This window comes from Hymenobacter endophyticus (assembly GCF_032464715.1).
GTDB classification, from domain to species: Bacteria; Bacteroidota; Bacteroidia; order Cytophagales; family Hymenobacteraceae; genus Hymenobacter; species Hymenobacter endophyticus.
This window is the reverse complement of record NZ_JAWDJT010000013.1, coordinates 79433-100383: the sequence shown is the minus strand read 5'-3', so window position 1 is coordinate 100383 and position 20951 is coordinate 79433. Positions and strand designations below refer to the sequence as shown.

Annotated in this window: 20 protein-coding genes; 11 read left to right on the top strand and 9 right to left on the bottom strand. The window is 58.1% G+C overall.

Annotated features, from left to right (window positions below):
- Positions 1-75: 75 nt before the first annotated feature.
- Positions 76-924 (bottom strand): pantoate--beta-alanine ligase, encoded by an 849-nt coding sequence (gene panC, locus ROI90_RS17565; protein ID WP_315999666.1) that lies wholly within the window; start codon positions 922-924, stop codon positions 76-78.
- Between the two features lie 120 nt (positions 925-1044).
- Between panC and ROI90_RS17560 the strand changes: the two genes are divergently transcribed.
- From ROI90_RS17560 to ROI90_RS17520, 9 genes are all read left to right on the top strand, one after another.
- Positions 1045-1857 carry a glycogen/starch synthase gene (locus ROI90_RS17560; RefSeq protein ID WP_315999665.1) on the top strand — a complete coding sequence of 271 codons (813 nt, stop codon included), beginning with the start codon at positions 1045-1047 and terminating at the stop codon, positions 1855-1857.
- Entirely contained in the window at positions 1841-3340 is a 1500-nt protein-coding gene (locus ROI90_RS17555; RefSeq protein ID WP_315999664.1) for a DUF4270 family protein, read from the top strand. The genes ROI90_RS17560 and ROI90_RS17555 overlap by 17 nt, the downstream gene beginning before the upstream one ends.
- Before the next feature lie 109 nt (positions 3341-3449).
- Positions 3450-5285 (top strand): glutamine--fructose-6-phosphate transaminase (isomerizing), encoded by a 1836-nt coding sequence (gene glmS, locus ROI90_RS17550; protein WP_315999663.1) that lies wholly within the window; start codon positions 3450-3452, stop codon positions 5283-5285.
- Positions 5286-5432: 147 nt separating this feature from the next.
- Entirely contained in the window at positions 5433-5816 is a 384-nt protein-coding gene (locus ROI90_RS17545) for a RidA family protein (protein WP_315999662.1), read from the top strand.
- A gap of 126 nt (positions 5817-5942) precedes the next feature.
- Entirely contained in the window at positions 5943-6137 is a 195-nt protein-coding gene (locus ROI90_RS17540; RefSeq protein ID WP_315999661.1) for a hypothetical protein, read from the top strand.
- Positions 6137-6748 carry a pentapeptide repeat-containing protein gene (locus tag ROI90_RS17535; protein WP_315999660.1) on the top strand — a complete coding sequence of 204 codons (612 nt, stop codon included), beginning with the start codon at positions 6137-6139 and terminating at the stop codon, positions 6746-6748. The genes ROI90_RS17540 and ROI90_RS17535 overlap by 1 nt, the downstream gene beginning before the upstream one ends.
- Positions 6749-6909: 161 nt before the next feature.
- A complete protein-coding gene (gltX, locus tag ROI90_RS17530) occupies positions 6910-8451 on the top strand; it encodes a glutamate--tRNA ligase (RefSeq protein ID WP_315999659.1) in 1542 nt (513 codons plus the stop codon).
- Between the two features lie 183 nt (positions 8452-8634).
- On the top strand, positions 8635-8997 hold the full coding sequence (locus ROI90_RS17525) for a hypothetical protein (protein WP_315999658.1): 363 nt from the start codon (positions 8635-8637) through the stop codon (positions 8995-8997).
- 164 nt (positions 8998-9161) lie between these two features.
- A complete protein-coding gene (locus ROI90_RS17520) occupies positions 9162-9944 on the top strand; it encodes a TIGR00266 family protein (RefSeq protein WP_315999657.1) in 783 nt (260 codons plus the stop codon).
- A 98-nt stretch (positions 9945-10042) separates the two neighbouring features.
- On the opposite strand, the gene ROI90_RS17515 is transcribed toward ROI90_RS17520, so the two are convergent.
- The 6 genes from ROI90_RS17515 to ROI90_RS17490 form a co-directional block, all read right to left on the bottom strand.
- The gene (locus tag ROI90_RS17515) at positions 10043-10213 is read right to left on the bottom strand and encodes a hypothetical protein (protein ID WP_315999656.1); all 171 of its coding nucleotides are present in this window, start codon (positions 10211-10213) and stop codon (positions 10043-10045) included.
- Positions 10214-10416: 203 nt separating this feature from the next.
- Positions 10417-10926: a toxin-antitoxin system YwqK family antitoxin gene (locus ROI90_RS17510; RefSeq protein WP_315999655.1), complete on the bottom strand. Its 510-nt coding sequence runs from the start codon at positions 10924-10926 to the stop codon at positions 10417-10419.
- 37 nt (positions 10927-10963) lie between these two features.
- The gene (locus ROI90_RS17505) at positions 10964-12508 is read right to left on the bottom strand and encodes a GH3 auxin-responsive promoter family protein (protein ID WP_315999654.1); all 1545 of its coding nucleotides are present in this window, start codon (positions 12506-12508) and stop codon (positions 10964-10966) included.
- A gap of 86 nt (positions 12509-12594) precedes the next feature.
- Positions 12595-12978, bottom strand: a complete 384-nt coding sequence (locus ROI90_RS17500; protein ID WP_315999684.1) for a GxxExxY protein — start codon at positions 12976-12978, stop codon at positions 12595-12597.
- A 148-nt stretch (positions 12979-13126) separates the two neighbouring features.
- Positions 13127-13858 carry an LPS export ABC transporter ATP-binding protein gene (gene lptB, locus ROI90_RS17495; protein ID WP_315999653.1) on the bottom strand — a complete coding sequence of 244 codons (732 nt, stop codon included), beginning with the start codon at positions 13856-13858 and terminating at the stop codon, positions 13127-13129.
- Between the two features lie 90 nt (positions 13859-13948).
- Positions 13949-15796: a M61 family metallopeptidase gene (locus tag ROI90_RS17490; protein WP_315999652.1), complete on the bottom strand. Its 1848-nt coding sequence runs from the start codon at positions 15794-15796 to the stop codon at positions 13949-13951.
- A gap of 151 nt (positions 15797-15947) precedes the next feature.
- Between ROI90_RS17490 and ROI90_RS17485 the strand changes: the two genes are divergently transcribed.
- Both ROI90_RS17485 and ROI90_RS17480 read left to right on the top strand, forming a co-directional pair.
- Complete coding sequence (locus tag ROI90_RS17485) at positions 15948-16322, top strand: DoxX family protein (RefSeq protein WP_315999651.1); 375 nt, start codon at positions 15948-15950, stop codon at positions 16320-16322.
- Between the two features lie 87 nt (positions 16323-16409).
- Positions 16410-16907: a hypothetical protein gene (locus ROI90_RS17480; protein ID WP_315999650.1), complete on the top strand. Its 498-nt coding sequence runs from the start codon at positions 16410-16412 to the stop codon at positions 16905-16907.
- Between the two features lie 64 nt (positions 16908-16971).
- On the opposite strand, the gene recJ is transcribed toward ROI90_RS17480, so the two are convergent.
- The gene (gene recJ, locus ROI90_RS17475) at positions 16972-18693 is read right to left on the bottom strand and encodes a single-stranded-DNA-specific exonuclease RecJ (protein WP_315999649.1); all 1722 of its coding nucleotides are present in this window, start codon (positions 18691-18693) and stop codon (positions 16972-16974) included.
- Positions 18694-19023: 330 nt separating this feature from the next.
- On the bottom strand, positions 19024-20856 hold the full coding sequence (locus ROI90_RS17470; RefSeq protein WP_315999648.1) for a tetratricopeptide repeat protein: 1833 nt from the start codon (positions 20854-20856) through the stop codon (positions 19024-19026).
- Between the last annotated feature and the right edge of the window lie 95 nt (positions 20857-20951).

Here is a 20951-nt window from a genome sequence, read left to right as displayed (position 1 = left end):
GATGTAGCGAGTTGCCAGTTCGGTATTGGCTATTTGCACCAACCAAATGCCCAGCCTAACCACCAATTCGCTACGCTACTGCACTACTATATTATCAATCAGCCGTACTCCGCCAAGGTGGGCAGCAAGGCACAGAGCCACCGGCTGGTCGGGCGGCCATTGTGTCAGTGGCTGCAGGGTGTGGGCGTTTACTACCGTAAAGTACTCCAGTGTAATAGCCGCCTCAGCCCGCAAATAATCTTCAACCGCCGCCTGAACTTCAAGTGGGCTCTGCTGACGGGCCTGCACCAACTGCTCAGCTAGTTGCAACGCCCGGTACAGCTGTGGGGCTACAGCGCGGGCCTCGGCCGGCAGGCGCCGGTTACGGGACGACATAGCCAGGCCATCCGCTTCGCGCACGGTGGGAAAGGCTATCAGGTTCAGATCAAACGACAAATCGGCTATTAGTTGGCGCACGATGGCTACTTGCTGCAGGTCCTTCTGCCCAAAATAGGCCCGGTGTGGCCGGCTCAGATGAAACAGCTTACTCACTACCGTAGCTACTCCGTTGAAATGCCCAGGCCGGTGCTCCCCTTCCATTACCCTTTCCAAGGCCCCAAAATCAAAGCGCAGTACTGTTGGCTGGGGGTACATTTCCTCCACCGAGGGCAGGAACAACGCTGTGCAGCCGGCCGGAGCCAGCAAAGCCGCGTCGGCCTCGGGCAGGCGGGGGTAGAGGCGAAAGTCGTCGGGGTTATTGAACTGGGTGGGGTTCACAAAAATGCTGACAATCACCACCTCACATTCCTGAGCGGCGGCCCGCACCAACTGTAGGTGCCCCTCGTGTAGCGCGCCCATAGTGGGCACCAGCCCAACGCGCTGACCATTACGCCGCGCCTTTTCCGTGTAGGCTTGCAACGTAGCGGCAGTATTCAGTATCTCCATAGAGTAAAACAGGCCTCCCGGCGAGCCGCCGGCTGGCTATGATTGAAATTTCCCTCAAAAATGTTTAATTTTGTGCATCCCAAAGTGTTGCCCTTCCTCAATCACCCCAACTGACTCTCTATGTCTAAGTTGAGAATACTCTATGCTGCCACGGAAATCAACCCGTTTTTGCAGACCACCAAGGTAGCAGAGTTTTTGCGGCGTTTGCCGCAGGGAATGCAGGAAATGGGGATGGAAATCCGCATTTTTGTACCCCGATTCGGCATTATTAACGAGCGTAAAAACCGCCTGCATGAAGTAGTGCGTTTGTCGGGAATTAATATTGCCGTGGGCGAAGATGAAAAGCCGCTCATTATTAAAGTGGCGTCCATCCCGAATGCGAAGTTGCAAGTTTATTTCATCGACAACGAAGATTACTTTCATCGTAAGTCGGTACTCGTAGATAAGAATGACAAGTTCCACTCTGATAATGACGAGCGGGCCATTTTCTTCTGCAAAGGTGTACTGGAAACAGTGAAAAAGTTGGGTTGGTCACCGGACATTGTACACTGCAATGACTGGATGACCGGCTTGATTCCGATGTACCTAAAAACGACCTACAAAAAGGACCCGATTTTTAAGGATGCCAAATCGGTGTTTACCATCTACAATAACGAATTCGACTTTAAGTTTGAGGGTGATATTGTAGAGAAGGCCAAGATGCTCGACATTGAAGACGAAATGCTGGCTTCACTGAAAACGGCCGACTTCGGCGGTTTCATTAAAGTAGGCATGGAGTACGCGGATGCCGTAGTGAAGTCGGATGAAGACTTCAGCGAAAACTTGAATACCCTATTCACGGAGTACTCAGGCAACAAACAAATTGAGCAGGTAGCCGCCGACGACAACCTGTTGACTTCTTACTACGCACTATATAATGAATTGGCCAACTAGCGCCAGCCGACTTGCTTCGGTTTCCCTTGTTGCAGTTGCCTTACTGGGCCTGACTACTGGCTGTGAAGAAGCCAATGACCTCGGCCTGGAATTGCCCGGCACCTCTCCTATCACGGCAAATTACCTCGACCTTCCGGTGACAGCCTACACGGTACGCCAGCAGCCGGTTGAAACTATACAGGCGGATCAGCTGCTGGTGGGACGTCTCCGTGATTCCTTCGTGGGTACTACCACGGCTAAGGGCTACCTGAATTTGCAGGTAGTGACCAGCGACACTATTCCGTCGACTTTCACGGCTCACCGACTCGATTCAGTGGTGGTTACGCTCCCATTCAACCAAGTCTATGGCTCGGCCGCGCAGCCTTTGCGGTTTGATTTGCAGGCGTTAGCGCAGCCGCTGGATGAACGGGCAGTGTACAATTCTACATCCTCGGTGGCCACTAGCAACACGCTGCTGGCTGGCTTATCAGCACCACTGAACCGCACGCGAACTGTAAAGCGACGGGTGGGTTCCGGTGTGTCCTCCGACACGACCACCACGGTCATCACCACCACGGAGCCCGACCAAGTAGTACGGGTACGGCTGCTACGCTACGCCAATACCGCTACACTGGCAAACTCGGTATTCACCGCGCTGAAGGACGGTACCCCGACGCAGGCTAAGTTGGATGCCGTGTGGAAGGGCATTGCCTTGGAGGCATCAGCCAATCACTCGGGCAATATTGTTGGATTCTCCTCAAATACCGGCGCCAGCGTTTCTTTCTATTACACCGCTACCGCTACGGTGGGTACGGTTACCAAAGTACGGTCAAGGCTCTACCGTCTTCTGCTGGCCAACGGTCTGTCGGGTTTGCCGGGCAAGTATTTTACACAAATTGCCACTGACTTGAGTGGTACTCCGCTGGCAGGACTTACCACAGCACAAAGCCAGGTTCCGGCGGTAGCCTCCAACGGCTTCACGTACGCCCAGGGCGGTATTGGCCTGGGAACTCGCATTGAGTTTCAGGGTTTAGACAACCTACGTAACAGTACCGATATTGCCATCAACCGGGCCGAGTTGATAGTGCCTATCAAGCAAAACAGCAACGCCCTGTTTCCTTACCCTAACGGCTTGTACCTGTATGAGGTAAATAACGCTAACGCCGTCCTGACCCGGACTGTTGGCGCTACCACCTACGAGCGACTGGTACCGGCGGAAGGCACTAATTCACTTAGCGGTGCTCGTCTTACCCCATCCTCGGCGGGGCCAGGAGTTGCACCAGCCGTAGCTACAGTTCCTGCCGGCCAAGATCCGGTGCAGCAGTATTCGGTACCTTTGACTGAATATCTGCAGGCCTACCTGCAGAATCGTCTGGAAGGTGAATTGCCCAGTGGCCTCGTTCTGTCACCTACGTTGCGCTCCAGTTCCGTACTAAACCTGAACCGGGCTCAACTAGACGCAAACAATATTAAGCTGCGCGTATACTACTCTAAGTTACGGTAGGTTCAACTCTGCCAGGGAAACCTGTTAGTAAGGGCGGCACGGCTTTTGCCGTTGCCGCCCGATTTTTTCTCTTTCTCAGAACCATCTGCTCTGTCATAAATCAACTGCTATGTGCGGAATTGTAGCTTACATTGGGCACCGTGAGGCTTGCCCTATCATCATCAAAGGTCTGCGTCGCCTGGAATACCGGGGCTACGATTCAGCCGGCGTTGCTCTGCTAAACGGGCAGCTCACCGTTTACAAAAAGAAAGGCAAAGTAGCTGACCTCGAAGCCTACATTGGTGAGCAGGACACCCACGCCCACATCGGCATGGGCCACACCCGCTGGGCTACCCACGGCGAGCCGAACGATGTGAATGCGCACCCGCACTATTCTACTTCGGAGCGTATTGCCATCATCCACAACGGTATTATTGAAAACTACGCGGCCCTGAAGCAGCACTTGCAGCAGCAGGGTCACGTATTCCATTCCGATACGGATACGGAAGTTTTCGTAAACCTTATTGAGGAGATTCAGAAGCAAAATAGCTGCACGCTGGAGGAAGCCGTGCGCCTGGCCCTGCATGAGGTAGTGGGTGCTTATGCCATTGTAGTACTTAGCAAAGACAACCCCGGCCAACTGATTGCAGCCCGCAAAGGCTCTCCGCTGGTTATCGGCGTGGGTGAAGGTGAGTTTTTCTTGGCTTCTGATGCTACGCCTATCATCGAGTACACCAATGAAGTGGTGTATGTGAATGACTATGAGCTGGCTGTTATCAAAGATGGCAAGCTCGAAATCCGCTCCCGCGAAGACGTGGTGCAGACGCCCTACATCCAGACACTAGAGCTAGAGTTGGACCGCATCGAGAAAGGCGGTTACGAGCACTTCATGCTGAAGGAGATTTTTGAGCAGCCCCGCTCGATTCTCGACTCCATGCGCGGCCGTTTGGAGTTGGAAGCCGGTCACCTGAACATGGGTGGCGTGCGCGCGTACGAGCGGAAGTTCGTAAATGCCGACCGCATCCTGATTGTGGCCTGCGGCACCAGCTGGCATGCCGGCCTCGTAGCCGAGTATCTGCTGGAAGACTTGGCCCGTATTCCGGTAGAGGTAGAATACGCCTCGGAGTTCCGTTACCGCAACCCCGTTATTACGGAGCGTGACATTGTAATTGCCATTTCACAGTCGGGCGAAACGGCCGATACGCTGGCGGCCCTTGAGCTGGCCAAAAGCCGCGGCGCTACCATTTTCGGTATCTGCAACGTGGTAGGCAGCAGCATTGCCCGCGCTACTGATGCTGGCGCGTACACCCACGCCGGCCCCGAAATCGGGGTGGCTTCTACCAAAGCCTTCACGGCCCAGGTAACGGTGCTCACGCTGCTGGCCATGATTGTGGGCCACAAGCGTGGTACCCTCACCGACACCCGCCTGCGCGAGCTGATGGTGGAGTTGAACAACATTCCCGCGAAAGTAGAGAAGGCGTTGCAGCTCAACGACCAGATTGAAAAGATTGCCGAGACGTTCAAGGACGTGCCGAACTTCCTGTACCTGGGTCGGGGCTACAACTTCCCCGTGGCCCTGGAAGGCGCATTGAAGCTGAAAGAAATCAGCTACATCCACGCCGAGGGTTACCCCGCCGCCGAAATGAAGCATGGCCCCATTGCCCTCATCGATGAGAACATGCCCGTGGTGGTAATTGCCACCAAGGACAGCTCATACGAGAAAGTGGTTAGCAACATTCAGGAAGTGAAGGCCCGCAAAGGCCGCATCATTGCCGTAGTAACGGAAGGCGACGACGTAATTCCGGCTATGGCTGAATTCACTATTGAAGTGCCCGCTACCAGTGAAGTACTGATGCCTCTGGTTTCGGTGGTGCCGCTACAGCTGCTGAGCTACCACATTGCCGTACTGCGCGGCTGCAACGTCGACCAGCCCCGTAACCTAGCCAAATCGGTAACGGTAGAGTAAGCCCGTTATTACTCGTTAGAGCAAGCTACCGCCGCCTTGGAGTTATCCGGGGCGGCGGTCAGCATTTACAACCTGCTGAAGCCCAATTTTTCTGGTACTTTGGCATCTGCCTATTTTCCCTACCCCACCTTCTCACTTTCGGTACTCATGGCTCACACCATCATTTTTTCGCCCCAGGCTCCTGCTCCCATCGGGCCATATAGCCAGGCTATTCAGGCAGGCAATACTGTGTACGTTTCCGGGCAAATTGCGCTTGATTCTACTGGCCAGTTGGTAGGTGAAGGCGACGTAGCCCAGCAAACTCATCAGGTAATGCGCAACCTGCAGGCCGTGCTGGCAGCGGCTAATCTTACGCTGCGCGACGTAGTGAAATGCAGCATTTTCGTAAAGGATCTGGGCAACTTCGGCCTTATTAACGAAATCTACGGCAACTATTTTGAGGCGGATTATGCTCCCGCCCGCGAAACGGTGGAAGTAAGCCGTCTGCCAAAGGATGTGCTGGTTGAAATATCCTGCGTAGCGGTGCAGTAGCGGTGAAGTGGTAAAGTGGTGAGTTTGACGTTCGGTTTGCGCTGCTTGCGCGAATTGTGCAGATTGTGCCGTTAGGTTCTTCTGAAAGTCAAACTCACTAAATCACCACTTCACCATTTCACCTTTATGCGCGAGTTTGGTATTTTCTTATTCTTCGCAGGCCTTATTGCCATGCTGGCCCCATTTCTGCTACCCGCCAATTTTCGGTTTCCACTCCTGGATTGGATGAATAACTGGGGTGCAACAGTCGCCTGGGCCATTAAAGGGGGCATCACTTTGCTGGGTCTGGTGCTGTGGCTCGGCTCTAGAAACCGTACGTAATGCGCCGACCGGCTTCCCGCAAACCAGCCAAGGCCCTGGCAAAGCCGGCCTATTTTCCACCCGAAAACGTGCTCACGCGCATTCTCCCCCCAGAGCTGGTAGGGCAGCAGGAATTCGAGCAGTATCATTTCATCGGTTTCGATTTAAGCCAGGCGAATTTGGCGGGCAGGCGTTTCAGCGAGTGTCTGTTCGAGAATTGCAACCTGACGGGAGCCACCCTGGCTAACACCGGTCTGCAAAATGTGGCCTTCGAAGGCTGTAAGCTGCTGGGGCTGCAGTTTACCTCCTGCCGCGACATGCTGTTTGATGTGCATTTTGACCGGTGCCAGCTGGATTATGCGTCTTTCTGGGGCAAGGTGATGCCGAACACCCGATTTGCAAGCTGCTCTTTGCTGGAAACCGACTTTACCCGCGCCGACCTCACCAACGCGGTGTTCGAGGAGTGCCAGTTGCGCGGAGCCATTTTCGCCCAAACCCGCCTATTTGGAGCCGACTTCCGCACGGCCCAGAACGTGGTGCTTGACCCGGAGCAGAACGAGGTAAAACAGGCCCGTTTTTCCGTTCAGGGCTTGGCGGGCCTGCTGGGCAAATATGGGTTGGTAGTGGAATGAATAGTGAAATTATGGGCTGATAAGCGGAGTGTTTTGCCCGGCCTAATGATGCAGACAGAACGCCACCCGCATCAGCTTACAATTTCACCTCTTCACTACTTCCCCTTTCGTACCTTTGCGGCGCGTTTTCCCACCCGAAAACGCCGTGAACTGACTGACTTATGGAAAGAGAAGTACGGGTGCGCTTTGCGCCCAGCCCCACGGGGCCGCTGCACATCGGCGGCGTGCGCACGGCGCTGTATAACTACCTGCTGGCCCGCAAACTGGGCGGCAAAATGCTGCTGCGCATCGAAGACACCGACCAGAACCGCTTCGTGCCCGGCGCTGAGCAGTACATTATGGACTCCCTGCGCTGGTGCGGCATCGAAATTGATGAGGGAATTGAGCAAGGTGGCCCCCACGCGCCGTATCGCCAGAGTGAGCGGAAGCCCATGTACCGCCAGTACGCCGACCAGCTCATCCGGGACGGCCACGCCTACTACGCCTTCGATACGCCCGAGGAGCTGGACGCCATGCGTGCGCGCCTCACGGCCGCCAAGGTGCCCAACCCCCAGTACAACAGCATCACCCGCGCTCAGATGCGCAACTCCCTCACCCTGCCGGCCGAGGAAGTGGAGCAGCTGCTGGCCAACAACACGCCCTACGTAATTCGCCTGAAGGTGCCGCGCAAGGAGGAAATCCGCTTCAACGACCTCATCCGGGGCTGGGTAGTGGTGCACTCCAGCAGCATCGACGATAAAGTGCTGATGAAGTCGGACGGCATGCCGACCTACCATCTGGCCAATATCGTGGACGACCACCTGATGGAAATTACTCACGTTATCCGGGGCGAAGAGTGGCTGCCCTCGGCCCCCCTGCACGTGCTGCTGTACCGCTATTTAGGTTGGGAAAGCACTATGCCCCAGTTTGCTCACCTGCCCCTGCTACTCAAGCCCGATGGCACCGGCAAACTCTCGAAGCGCGACGGTGACAAGCTGGGCTTCCCGGTGTTCCCACTGGAATTCCACGGCAAGGACGCCGAAACCGGTGAGCCCACCGTGAGCAGCGGCTACCGGGAATCAGGCTATTTGCCCGAGGCGTTCATCAACTTCCTGGCCTTCCTGGGCTGGAACCCCGGCACCCAGCAGGAGCTATTTACGATGGACGAGCTGATTGAGAACTTCTCGATTGAGCGCGTGAGCAAGTCGCCGGCCCGCTTCGACCAAAACAAAGTGCGCTGGTACAATGAGCAGTACCTGCGCGCCAAACCCGATGCCGAGCTAGCCCAGTACCTCACCGAGGAGCTAAGCAAACAAGGAGTTGAAGTACCTGCCGACCAGGCTGAACAAATTGCCGCTTTGGTAAAAGAGCGGGCAACTTTCCCGGCCGACCTGGCCAAGGAAGCGCAGCTGTTCTTCCAGCGCCCCGCCAGCTACGACGAGCAGGTGATCAGCAAGAAGTGGAACCCGCAGGTATCCGCCGCGCTGGCCGGATTTGCTGCCCAGTTGCCTGCTACCGCCGATGCCTCGGCTGATGGCATCAAAGCGTTGCTCACGCAGGTGCTGGAAGCTCAGGGCCTGAAAATTGGGCAGGTGCTGCAAGCCCTGCGCGTAGCCGTAACCGGTAACGCCGCCGGCCCCGATCTGATGCATATCATGAGTATTCTGGGGCCTCAGGAAACCGCTGCCCGTATTCAGGCGGCCGTAGCCGCGCTGCCTGCTTAGGTTATAGTTGCTATATATTGACTTGCAACCGGCCTGCCCAACACTCGTTGGGTGGGCCGGTTGGTTTTCGGGCCACTTGTTGGGCCGGTACTGGGCGGCACATCTTTCGGCGGGGGGCTTGCGTACGTAAGGGCAAGGGGCCTACTGGTCCGCTTTCCTACTGACTCTTTAGCCGTTTGTATCATGGCCAAAAAACCCGTTAACCCAAAGAAAAAAGCCGCCGACCCCGAGAAAAAAGCCCGGGTGCATAAGGAGTTGGAAGGCTTCGAAATCAAGGTAAACCCACTGGGTGAAATCACCTCCAACTACTCCATTGAGGATATTAACCTGTTTTTGAACCGCCACGTACGCGACAAAAAGCTGGTGAACCGCGACGGGCAATTTGGCGAGAAGGAGGAAGAGGATTTCTTGCTGGAAGACGGCGTACAGGAACCCGAGGAGTCGGACGAGGATTTTATGCGCCGCACCAGCCGGGAGGCCAAGAAGAAAGGCCCTAAAGCCAGCGCTGAAGACGACCCGGAGTCCTCCGCAGCCGACAACGAATAACGTTATCAGTGCCCGCACCACGGCTTACAAACGCCGCCAACGCTACTCAACTGGCGTTGGCGGCGTTTGTAAGCCGTTTTTCATATACACCAAATGGTTTGAAGGGTCGCGTAAATTGCCATTTCGCTATACTTGGGGCATTATTCACCCATTCCTTAGCGCGTATGCAGTCCCACGACGTTGATTACAAAATTCTGGGTAATGACATCCAGGTACTCGAAGTAGAGTTGGACCCCAATGAAACCGTTGTTGCCGAGGCCGGCGCCATGGTGTATATGAGCGAGGCCATTGCCTTTGAAACGAAAATGGGCGACGGCTCAGAGCCAAACCAGAGCATTATGGGCAAGCTGTTCTCGGCCGGCACCCGCCTGATTACCGGCGAGTCGCTGTTTATGACGCACTTTACCCACCGCGGCGGCTACGGCAAAGCTCATGTGGCGTTTTCGGCTCCGTATCCTGGCACCATCATCCCGCTCAACTTACGGGAATTGCCCCAGGGCTTGATTGTGCAAAAGGACGGATTTTTGGCAGCCGCCAAAGGCACCAAAATCAGCCTGCACCTTAACCAAAAGCTGGGCGCAGGCTTTTTTGGAGGAGAGGGCTTTATTTTGCAGAAAATTACCGGCGACGGCAGAGCCTTTGTCCACGCTGGCGGGACTATCATTGAGAAGCACCTGAACAACGAGCTGCTGCGGGTAGATACGGGGTGCGTAGTGGCCTTTGAACCGGGCATTGATTTCAGCATTACGCGCGCTGGCGGGCTGAAGTCAATGATTTTCGGGGGCGAAGGGCTGCTGCTGGCTACGCTGCGCGGTACCGGCCGGGTATGGCTCCAATCTATGCCCGTGAAAAAGCTGATTCAGGCCCTGGCCCCGAATGGCGGTAATGCCCAAAAGGAAAGCGGCAGTATTCTGGGCAAAATGGTAGGCGGTATTCTGGACGAATAACAACGATGCCAAGCACCCGCGCAAAGGCCCGACCTTCCTGTATTGGCAAGTCGGGCCTTTGTGTGGGTGCTATACTAGGTAAGGGCGGTAGTTGGCTGTTAGCTCAAGTTGGCCGCTATTACGCCCAAACTGGCAAGCAGAGCAAACAGCAGCAGGCCCAATACACCGACCACGAGTTTGCGGTTGCGGACAATGGGTGTTTTCTCTGATTTAAGACGGCGGTGGCGGCGACGAGAGCCAGAAGTAGAAATGGAAGTAGAAACGGCCATAGGTGGGATATAGGCAGTTGAACAATACCAGAAATGTAGGCAGCATCCCAAATAAAACCTATTTTCTGATAGTTGGCTTCGACCAACGCATATCTCTACCCGGTAGAACTAACTACCCACCAATCAGCACATATACTCTGGTTGCCAGTTTTTTTCAGAGGAAGAATCAGCCCAGAGCTATACCTACACAGTGCAATACACACCTAGCGAGTAGGCCAGGCAATAGAATCCCCGGCTGCGTTGGTAACCAAGGTGGCCGTTTTTTGGCCGTTCCGGTAAAACTCAGAGGGTAACGGCTGACCTGCAGTATCATAGCACTTCCACTCCCCAAACCAGAAAAAGCGCACGTTGGTATCGGATATGTTGTAGCGGGCTTGTCCCTGCTTGGCGACGGTGCCGCTGGGGTGATAGTAGCGGATGGCTACTAGCCCCGGCTGGCGCTGAGAAAACCGTTCTTCTCGCTCTAGCTCGCCGGAGGGGGCAAAATACTGCCACCGCCCCGCTGGCAGACCATGCGAGTAGCGCCCAGCATTGGCCCGGTGCTGCCCGGCGGCGTCAAAATACTCCCGCCAGGGACCGTGCCGCTTGTCATCAGTAGGGTGAAACCGGTTGCGCGACCAGAACCCGATGGGGCCGTGCTGGCGGATAGTGGTGCAGGAGGCCAGTAACCCGAGCAAGGCAGCCAGCAAGGTAGAGTGATGAGAATAGCGCATCGAAAACGAGGAATACGACTGTTTTCGATAGTTACAACTAATTATTTAGTTGCTCAAGTAACTCGTCCAGTATTTCCCGGGAGTTGCTCAGGCGCGGTACTTTATGCTGCCCACCGAGCTTGCCCCGCCGGGCCAGCCACTGCTCAAAGGTGCCGGCGGGCACGGCCGTCACCACCGGCGGTGTTAGGGCAATGTCGCGGTGGCGTTTGGCGTCGTAGTCGGAGTTGAGCTGGCGGAGCGTGGTGTCCAGCACGGTGGTGAAGTGGGCCAAGTCAACCCCGGGGTGGGTGAATTCTATCAGCCACTGGTGGCCGCCCCGGGAGGCTCCGTCGTGGGCCGCGAAGTAGATGGGGGCGGCAGTGTAGTCGCGCACAGTGGTGCCGGTAGCCTGGCAGGCAGCGGCCAGGGCGGCATCGGCATTTTCCACCACCACTTCTTCCCCAAATGCATTGAGAAAGTGCTTGGTGCGGCCCGAAATGCGGATGCGGTAGGGCGCCAGGGAAGTGAAGCGCACCGTATCCCCGATTTTGTAGCGCCATAAGCCGGCGTTGGTGCTGATGATGAGGGCGTACTGCTTGCCCAGCTCCACCTGCTCCAGCCCGATAGCCTGGGGCTGGGCGGCTTCCCACTGGTCGGGGGGCAGAAACTCGTAGTAGATGCCGTGGTCCAGCAGCAGCAGCAGGTCCTCGGAGTCGGGCTCATCCTGGAGGGCCAGGTAGCCCTCGGAGGCATTGTACACCTCTAGGTAGTGCATGTGGGGGCTGGGAATGAGCTGACGGAACAGCTCCCGATACGGCCCGAACGCCACGGCTCCGTGCAGAAACAGCCCCAGATTAGGCCATACGTCCACAATGGATTCCGCACCGGCCAGTTCTACTACTCGGCGCAGCAGCACAATCATCCAGGTAGGCACGCCGGCCAGCACGCGCACATCGGCTTGGAGGACGTGGCGGGCAATGCGCTCAATCTTTTCTTCCCACTCATCCAGCAGGGCCAGCTCCAGGGGCGGGGTGCGCACAAACTCGGCCCAGGCGGGCAGATTCTGCATAATCACCGCCGATACGTCACCGACGCGGGAGGCAGCATCATCGGGGCGGAAGGGGTTGGGGCCGTGGGTGCCACCCAGTGACAGGGTTTTACCGCCCAGAATATCAACCTCGGGGTAATACAGCGTAGCCAGGGCCGTCATGTCGCGGCCGGCGCGGTAGTGGCCCTCGTGCAAAGATTCGCGGGTGATGGGAATGTACTTGCTGCGGGCGTTGGTGGTGCCGCTGCTCTTGGCAAACCACGCGGGCTTGCCGGGCCAGAGCACGTCCGTTTCGCCCCGCAGCACCCGCTCAATTTCCGGATACAACTCTTCGTAGCTGCTGATAGGCACGCGCCGGGCAAACTCCCGAGCCGAAGGCGCATCGGCAAAACCGTAACGGCGGCCCCACTCCGTGCGCCGGGCCGCGTGCAGCAGGCTGGTGAGTACCTGGGCCTGGGCGTCCTGCGGGTAGCGGCGAATGTGCTCAATGCTGGCTAAGCGGCGCTGCACGGCCCAGGTGAGAATCGCAGATTGAGCAGATTGAATGAATTTCACAGATTCAGGTAGTCAGAGCGGAAACACGCGCACAGTAAGTACGCACCAAGCACTCAAAACTAAAACCCAGCTTATACAGCAGGGTCTCAGGCATTGCCAGACGTCCGGATAAAACGGCGGAACTGCAAGCTGGCCTCTCCAAAATTCAGGAGTAGTCCAATCTCCAGTTGGTAGGCTTTCAGATAGTTGATTATCTGTTGCTGATGCAACGGGGTAATTTCGCTTACTGCCTTTAACTCTACCAGCACACAGCCTTCTATCATAAAGTCAGCGCGCCGGGAACCCACCTCCCGCTCCCGATAAAACAGCGGCATGACTATTTCGCGCTGAAACGCAATACCGGCTGCTTCCAACTCAAGGGCCAGACTACGCTGGTACACTACCTCCGGAAATCCAGCCCCCAACGTTCGATGCACCTGCATAGCACACCCAATAACCGCGTGCGTTAGTTCTTTGTGCTTATATTCCACAACAATCACCTATTCAGCAAATTATACTTATTTCATACATAAAAATTACCCGAACAGGCTACCCTGATTCTGCAAAGCGTAGCTACTCCTTACCGGCAGGTCTGCGCGCTATTGTCTGTGCAATCCGTGTAATCTGCTGAATCTGTGATTATACCTTGCGTTTCAGTTCGAAGTTCTTGCCCAAGTACACGCGGCGCACCATTTCGTCGGCGGCTAGCTCCTCGGCGGTGCCGGCTTTCAGCAGCTTGCCCTCGAACAGCAGGTAGGCCCGGTCCACAATGGCCAGGGTGGAGTTCACGTCGTGGTCGGTGATGAGGATGCCGATGTTTTTGTGCTTGAGCCGGGCCACGATGCTCTGAATTTCCTCGGTGGCAATGGGGTCGACGCCGGCGAAGGGCTCATCCAGGAGCACGAATTTGGGGTCGACGGCCAGGGCCCGGGCAATTTCGGTACGCCGCCGCTCCCCCCCGCTCAGCACCCGGCCCAGGTTTTTGCGCACGTGGGTCAGACTGAACTCGTTGAGCAGCTCCTCCACTTTGTCGCGCTGGGCCTGCTTGGGCATATCGGTCATTTCCAGCACGGCCAGAATATTCTCCTCCACGCTCAGGTCGCGGAATACGCTGGCCTCCTGGGCCAGATAGCCCACGCCCAGGCGGGCGCGCTGGTAAATGGGCATCTTGGTGATTTCCCGCTCATCCAGAAACACGCGGCCGGCATCGGGCTTCACCATGCCCACCGTCATGTAGAACGAGGTGGTTTTGCCGGCTCCGTTCGGGCCCAGCAAGCCCACGATTTCGCCCTGCTCCACTTGCAGGCTCATGTCGTTCACCACCGTGCGCGACTTGTATTTCTTGACCAGATGTTCGGCTCGTAGTATCATCTTGCTGCAAAGGTAGGGGTTGGCCGTAAGGTTGGCGCGAGGCCTGGCGGCGGATGCGGTTACCGAAACCCAGGCCCCGCCACCTAACGCCTAGCCCCGGGCCGTAAGTACCTGGCGGCGCAGGGCAGTTTGGGCGGGCGAGGCGCTGGGGCTGGGCTTGAGCAGGTTGCTGGCTTCCACCTCGTACTCCTGGGCAGTGCCCTTTACGGTGCTGGTGGCAGAGCCCCGCCGAACGGTAAGCTCTACGGGCGCGGACGTGGCCGTTTCAGTATCTACCAGCGGGCGGAGCAGCTTTTCGGCGTTGGCCATGGTGAGGGGCTGCCCATTCACGGCCAGAATCACGTCGTCGTTGCGCAGACCGAACACGTTGGTCTGGGCCTGCACGTCGGCGGTGCGGAATTCCTGCTTGCTTTCATCGTAACGGAAACCCAGCTGCCCAAACGCCCGGATTTTCACGCGGGCCTTGTCGGTGTAGTCCCAGCCGATTTTGCCCAGGTACTCGGCCAGCGGCAGCGGCTCCCGGCCAATCACATACTGGTCGAAGAACTGCTGGATTTGCGGGTGCGTGAGGGCCACCACTTCCGGAATCAGGTCTTTGTCCTCGAAGGAGCGGGTGGGGCCATACTTGGCGCGCAGCGCCAGCAGCACGTCGCGCAGGGTCTGGCGGCCCTGGGTCAGCTCCTGAATGCGGATATCGAGCAGCAGGCCGATGAGGGCACCCTTCTTGTACACGTTTTCATACATGTCGTCGTAGGGCTTTTCCAGAATGCGGCGGCTCATTTCGGTAAAGGATACGCCGGCCGGAAACTTTTCGGCATCCCGGATTTTCTCGCGCATGGTCTGGCGGAACTGCTCCTCGGTGGTCAGCCCACCCTGCAGCTGCACCAGTTGGGCCACGTACTCCGTTACGCCCTCGTACAGCCACAGGTGCTGCGACATCTGCGGGTTGCGGAAGTCGAACTCCCCGATTTCGCGGGAGTGAATGTTGAGCGGGGCCAGCATGTGCAGAAACTCGTGGGAGCTTACCTCCACCACCATGCTTTTCAGCCGCTCCGGGTCACTGATTTCGGGTAGGAAGTACACCGAGGAGTAGCTGTGCTCCATGGCCCCGTAGCGCCCGTCCTTGCTGCTGAGGGGGGAGCCGCTGGCCGGGAAGTAGAACAGAAACTGGTAGCGCGGCACCGGCATCTGCCCGAAATACTTGGTCAGGGCCTCCGACATGGGCCGCAGCATCTGGCTGACCTCGGCGGCCTTCACCACCCCGCTCTCCGACAGTACCGCCACCGAAATGCGCGCCCCGCCGGTGCTGAAGCTGGTGGTATCGGGGCGGGCGTAGAGGATGGGGCCGTCGGCCAGGGTTACGTAGCTGGGGGCCGTGAATACGTCCTGGGTGGGCGAGGCGCGGCGCACGTCTAGGGCGGTAGCGCCATAGAGGTCGGCGGGCTTGGTTACCTGCACCTCGTAGGGCAGCATTTTGTAGCCCTCCAGGTAGCCGTAGAGGCCGTAGTGGTTGAGGGTGAAGTTGCGGCCCGCGTCGAAGTTGGTGCCGCCGGGCTGGAAGATGAACGCGTCGTCCTGCTTCACGTCCCAGGTATCATCCACTAGGTATTCCAGGCGGGCCAGCTTCCGGGCTCCGTCGATTACAAACAGATTGGGGCCATCGTTCTTTACTTTCAGGCGCTTGCCCTGCTGGTCGAAGGCTTTGAAATCCGACACGAACCGGCCGTAATTCTTCTTGGAGTAAGAGCCCGGAATAACCGAGGGCATCACGTAGGTAACCTGATTTTCGCGGGGCATGGGCGTGTTGACGACTATCTTCAGCCGGTCGGCGGCCACTTGCTGCAAGTTGAGGTTGATGCGGTAGCCGGCGGGCTGCTGGGCCAGGCTAGCGGTGGCCGTGGCGAGGCTCAGGGCAAGAGCCAACGGGAAAAACTTCATGGGGAAACTACCGGGATAAAAAGCGGATAAAGGCGCTAACGCTTAGACCAAGGTACGCAGCTCCGGCAGGTTTTCGGCAGCCCGGCAACCGTCTGCCAGGCTGGCTGGCCTCCCCCACCGTATAGCAGGCAAGTTCTCTTACTCAAGGTGTATGTCAACCAAACGTGTTAGCCGGCTGGCTCTGGCCTTGTTATTCTTAGTAGCCGGCGCGGCGCATTTCCTGCGGCCCCAGCCCTTCGTGCGCATTGTGCCGCCCTACCTGCCGGAGCCGCTGCTGCTGGTGTACCTGAGCGGGGCGGCCGAGGTGGCCGGCGGCCTGGGCCTGTTGCTGCCGGCCACCCGGCGCTGGGCCGCCTGGGGGCTGGTTTTGCTGCTGGTGGCCGTGTTTCCGGCCAACCTCTACATGCTGCAAAGCCACGGCGCGGGCCTGCCGGTGCCGCTGTGGGCGCTCTGGCTGCGGCTGCCCTTGCAGCTGGTGCTTATTGCCTGGGCCTGGCAGCACACCCGCCCTACTGCGAAGCCATAATGCCCGCGGGGGCTGAAACGGCGCTGTTTTTGCTACCTGCCCTGCGCCCATCAGGCCGATGGCTACTCGTATATCCTTTCCAGTTTTATGCAGCGTGCTCTACTTCTCCTACCCCTTCTGGCTTTAGCTACCCTCGGCGCTCAAGCCCAAACAGTTACTGATGCCACCCGTACTGGCGCCGCCCTCGACTCTTTGATGCAAGCCGCCAATGTTGTCCGGCAACAGGCATTGGCAAGATCTTATAAAGTTGAAACGAATGCTCCTCATTTGGGCAGACGTAATCAGCGGACGAAGGGATTTGATGCCAGCTATTCAGGTAACAGCGTGTGGCGCAAAAAAATGACTACGCGTCGCAACAACACGATAATGGAGGTATTCACGGTGTACCAGGAGGGCAACAAAATTTTGCAGGAACGGCGCACCAACGGCATCATTCAGTATTTGTGGGTGCGCACAGCCCCGGGCAAATCTTCCGGCTCGGCGGTCAGCACCTCCGAAGCCTTGTACCTGCGTAGCGGCTACCTGCATTGGAATGGCCGCCAGTATCTGCTGCCAACTCTTTCACTTGCCGCCTTCACCCGGTAGCTAACTTTGTATAGAACAGCAAGGGCCCTGCTACATGCCGTAGCAGGGCCCTTGCTATATGCTTTTACTCCCAGCGGATATCTTTGAGGCGGAGCTGCAGGTTTTTCACGCCCCGGTACTCATTGATTTCTACGGTATAGCACACGCTAAAAGGCTGACCCTGACGAATTTGCTCGTAGTACTCGCCCAGACCGAAGCCAATGGCATCGACGCTGTGGTGGCCGTCCTGAGTGAGGGCAATTTTGAGGTGGGAGTTACCCACAATGCGCGCCGAATCAGGGGCGGCGTACACCCGCTCAGAAGCGAATACCGGGTTGGGGTTGCCGGGGCCGAAGGGCTCCATCTGGCTCAGCAAGCGGTAGAAGGAGGGCGTAATGTCGCTGAGCTGCAATGTGCAGTCAATTTCGACGGGGGGAATCAGCTGCTCGGGCAGGATGCGGCCGGCCACAATCCGCTCGAACTTCTCCTGGAAGGCGGGCACGTTTTCGACGGGCAGCGTGAGGCCGGCGGCGTACATGTGGCCGCCGTACTGGTCCAGCAGCTCGGCGCACTCCTCAATGGCCTGGTGCACATCAAAGCCTACCACCGAGCGGGCCGAGCCGGTAGCCTTGCCGTTGCTTTCGGTGAGGATGATGGTGGGCCGGTAGTATTTATCGAGGCAGCGCGAGGCCACAATGCCCACCACGCCCTTGTGCCAGTCTTCCTTGAACAGCACGGTGGTGCGGGCAGCGCGCAGCAGGTCGCTCTGCTCAATCATTTCCAGCGCCTCCTTGGTAATGCTGGTGTCGAAGCCGCGGCGCTCCTGGTTGGTTTTATCCACTACGCCGGCGGTGGCCACGGCCTCGGCAGTACTGCCGGCCAGCAGCATGGCCACCGAGCGTTTGGCGTCGCCCATGCGGCCGGCGGCATTGATGCGCGGCGCAAACCCGAACACTAGGCTGCTGATGTTCAGCTCGGCAGTTTGCAGGCCGGCCAACTCCCGCAGCGCCTCCAGGCCGGGGCGCTGGGGCCGGGTCCGGTCGTTGATGAGGCGCAGGCCGTGGTAGGCCAGGGTGCGGTTTTCGCCGTAGATGGGCACGATATCGGCCGCAATGCTCACGGCCACCAGGTCCAGCAGCTCATATAACTCCTCCTCGGCCAGGCCCTGTTGCTGGGTGAAGGCCTGCATCAGCTTAAAGCCCACGCCGCAGCCCGACAGCTCCTTGAACGGGTACGGGCAGTCTTTGCGCTTGGGGTCGAGTACGGCCACAGCGGCGGGCAGCTCCACACCGGGTAGGTGGTGGTCACAGATGATGAAATCCACGCCCCGCTCGTTGGCGTAGGCAATTTTCTCCACGGCCTTTACCCCGCAGTCGAGGGCAATGATGAGCTGATAGCCGAAGTCGTGGGCGAAGTCGATACCCGCTTCCGAGATGCCGTAGCCTTCCTTGTAGCGGTCCGGAATGTAGTAATCAATGCGCTCCGCCCCGAAGAACTGCCGCAGGTAGCTGTACACCAGCGCCACGGAGGTAGTGCCGTCTACGTCGTAGTCGCCAAATACCAGCACCCGCTCACCCAGGTGCAGGGCCCGGAGCAGGCGGTCCACGGCCAGGTCCATGTCGCGCATGAGCAGGGGGTCGGGCAGCTGGCTGAGGTCGGGGCGAAAGTAGGCGCGGGCCTCTTCAAAAGTGCACACGTTGCGCTGGCAGAGCAGGCTGACAATGGCCTCGTTGACGCGCAACGCGTCGGCCAGGTGCCGGACTTTCTCAGCGTCGGGCGCGGGCTTGCGAATCCATCGTTTTTCCATATTTCTGCCAGATAGTACCGGGGCGGTATCTTCAAAAGTACGAAAAGAAACGCACGGATTGAGCCGGCTTTGTTGGTGAGTCCGGGTGCGGAATAGAGTCGTTTTCCGCTTAGCGGTTAGGCAGGCCAGCACTCCATAAGCCACTTATGGTACAGCCGGCTCAGGTTGAGCCGGGAAGAAATTTACTCTGTTTTCTATTGAACAGCGCGGCCTGCCTCCGGCTAAGCTCCCGACAACGGCCGCGGCACCTGCTGCTCCGGCCCGGTGCCGCATTATTTTCTCACTTACCATGTAGCCCTGCAAGCTGTTACGCCCGGCTACAACCACCGTTTAGTTCACCACGTCGCCACGCAGCTTGCGGAACCGTTTGCGGGCTTCGGCCCCGTAAATGCTGCCGGGATATTTGGTGATAACCTGGTTGTAGAGCTGCTGGGCTTTGTCCCGATCCTGCACGTTTTCCTCCAGAATGCTGGCCGCCAGAAACAGGGCGTCGTCGCTGAGCACGTCGTACTTGGGGTTGGCCGTGATGCGCTCCAGGGTGGTGAGGGCCCCGGGGTAGTCGCCGGTGCGGCGCAGCAGCTGGGCTTTCAGAAACCAGGCTTCATCCTGCAGGGCGTGGCCGGGGTATTTGGTCAGCAAGGCATCCAGGCCGCGCATGGCTTCCGGAATCTTGTTCTGAAACACCTGCTGCTCCACGGCCGCGTAGTCGCGCAGGGCCACGCCGGCGGTGTCCATGGCCGTGTTGTCGGTGATGAGTAGGCTGAGCTGCATGGCGTCGTTGGCAATTTCGCGGCTGGTGGCTTGCTTCAGAATATCCAGGTGCGACTGAGCCAGCTTGAAGTCGCCGGCGAAGTAGCTCAGGCGGGCGTTGCGCAGCTTGGCATCATAGCCCAGGGGCGTATCCTTGTGCGACTTCTCCACCTGCGAGTAGAGCAGCGTAGCTTCCCAGGGCTCGGCCCGCAGCACATAAATATCGGCCAGGTCAATCTTGGCCTGATCTACTACCTCCAGGCCAGCGCGGGGCATGCTGATTACCTCATTCAGGAGCTTGATGGCCGGCTCTTTCTCATCGAGCTGGAAAGCCAGCAGGGCAGCCATGCTGCGCAGTACCGGGGCGGTTTCGGGGGTGCGGCCCAGGTCTTTCAGCACCTGCTCGTACTCCTGCAGCAGGCTGCGGAGCTGGGCCACGTTTACGGGGTAGGTATTGCGCACCTGCTCCTCCCGGGTTTGCACCAGCCGCTGCCGCACCAGGGCATAGTAGGGGCTGCTGCGATACTCCCGCATCAGATAGTCATAGCCCTGAATGGCGCTTTCGTAATCTTTGTTGCGGCGGGCAATTTCAGCTACTTCCAGCACCCGTTGGCCCTCGGTACGGCCGCGCCGGTCGAGGGCTTTGGCTTGCACCAGCGCGCCGGTAAAGTCGCGGCGCTGCACCTGCAGCCACAGCAGCAGCTCACTGTACACGGGCCGCTCGGGGTTTTTCTGCACCAGGCCCAGCAGTTCCTTTTCCAGGGCCGCAAAGTCCTTGTCTTCCTGCAGGCTGTTCTGGAGCATGTTGCGCACGAAGGGCAGCTGCCGCTCGTCGTCCTGCACCAGCCGCAGGGTTTCCACCATCAGCTTATCCGTCTGGCCCTGCTGGGTGTAGAGCTGGATAAGCTGGGGGCCGAACTCAGTTTCGGAGCGGGCCAGCTCCCGGCCGCGCAAGTAGGTACGCGTGGCCCAATCAGGTAGGTTCAGGTGCTGAAACTCTGCGGCCACGGCCGGTACCTGCTCCAGCGTAAGTTGGCTGAGCACCTTATCCCACTGCTTTCGTGCGGCCAGCTCATCAACAGATTGAACGTACACCTGGCCCAGCGTGACGCCCAGCGCCACCTCCCGGGGGCGCTGCTTGATGGCCCGCTTCAGTAGTTTCTCGGCTTCCTTGTATTGCTTCAGGCCCTGCAAAGCCGCCAGGTAATCGGGCAGGATGTTGGGGGCCGTTTGTTCGTCGTTGCGCAGGCGGCTGAACAGGAAAGCGGCTTTGTCATGCTCCCCCTTGCGCTCATACTCGCGGGCCAATTGCACCTGACTGTCCTCACTGCCCTGGGCCAAGGTGGGCTGGACACTCCACAACGTCCCGGCCAACCCGCCCGCCAACCAAACCACTCGTAACGACTTTTTCATACGTGCATAACGAAAAGGACGGGCCCGGAGTGCCCGGTTATGGTTTAGGAAGGTAAGCGGGTAAGTGGGCAGGAGTTAACGTGGGGCGTGCGCAG

What these genes read in the sequence shown, in the direction of transcription:
- panC (WP_315999666.1), bottom strand. Translation starts at nt 924, where the DNA reads ATGGAGATACTGAATACTGCCGCTACGTTGCAAGCCTACACGGAAAAG.
- ROI90_RS17560 (WP_315999665.1), top strand. Translation starts at nt 1,045, where the DNA reads ATGTCTAAGTTGAGAATACTCTATGCTGCCACGGAAATCAACCCGTTT.
- ROI90_RS17555 (WP_315999664.1), top strand. Translation starts at nt 1,841, where the DNA reads ATGAATTGGCCAACTAGCGCCAGCCGACTTGCTTCGGTTTCCCTTGTT.
- glmS (WP_315999663.1), top strand. Translation starts at nt 3,450, where the DNA reads ATGTGCGGAATTGTAGCTTACATTGGGCACCGTGAGGCTTGCCCTATC.
- ROI90_RS17545 (WP_315999662.1), top strand. Translation starts at nt 5,433, where the DNA reads ATGGCTCACACCATCATTTTTTCGCCCCAGGCTCCTGCTCCCATCGGG.
- ROI90_RS17540 (WP_315999661.1), top strand. Translation starts at nt 5,943, where the DNA reads ATGCGCGAGTTTGGTATTTTCTTATTCTTCGCAGGCCTTATTGCCATG.
- ROI90_RS17535 (WP_315999660.1), top strand. Translation starts at nt 6,137, where the DNA reads ATGCGCCGACCGGCTTCCCGCAAACCAGCCAAGGCCCTGGCAAAGCCG.
- gltX (WP_315999659.1), top strand. Translation starts at nt 6,910, where the DNA reads ATGGAAAGAGAAGTACGGGTGCGCTTTGCGCCCAGCCCCACGGGGCCG.
- ROI90_RS17525 (WP_315999658.1), top strand. Translation starts at nt 8,635, where the DNA reads ATGGCCAAAAAACCCGTTAACCCAAAGAAAAAAGCCGCCGACCCCGAG.
- ROI90_RS17520 (WP_315999657.1), top strand. Translation starts at nt 9,162, where the DNA reads ATGCAGTCCCACGACGTTGATTACAAAATTCTGGGTAATGACATCCAG.
- ROI90_RS17515 (WP_315999656.1), bottom strand. Translation starts at nt 10,213, where the DNA reads ATGGCCGTTTCTACTTCCATTTCTACTTCTGGCTCTCGTCGCCGCCAC.
- ROI90_RS17510 (WP_315999655.1), bottom strand. Translation starts at nt 10,926, where the DNA reads ATGCGCTATTCTCATCACTCTACCTTGCTGGCTGCCTTGCTCGGGTTA.
- lptB (WP_315999653.1), bottom strand. Translation starts at nt 13,858, where the DNA reads ATGATACTACGAGCCGAACATCTGGTCAAGAAATACAAGTCGCGCACG.
- ROI90_RS17490 (WP_315999652.1), bottom strand. Translation starts at nt 15,796, where the DNA reads ATGAAGTTTTTCCCGTTGGCTCTTGCCCTGAGCCTCGCCACGGCCACC.
- ROI90_RS17485 (WP_315999651.1), top strand. Translation starts at nt 15,948, where the DNA reads ATGTCAACCAAACGTGTTAGCCGGCTGGCTCTGGCCTTGTTATTCTTA.
- ROI90_RS17480 (WP_315999650.1), top strand. Translation starts at nt 16,410, where the DNA reads ATGCAGCGTGCTCTACTTCTCCTACCCCTTCTGGCTTTAGCTACCCTC.
- recJ (WP_315999649.1), bottom strand. Translation starts at nt 18,693, where the DNA reads ATGGAAAAACGATGGATTCGCAAGCCCGCGCCCGACGCTGAGAAAGTC.
- ROI90_RS17470 (WP_315999648.1), bottom strand. Translation starts at nt 20,856, where the DNA reads ATGAAAAAGTCGTTACGAGTGGTTTGGTTGGCGGGCGGGTTGGCCGGG.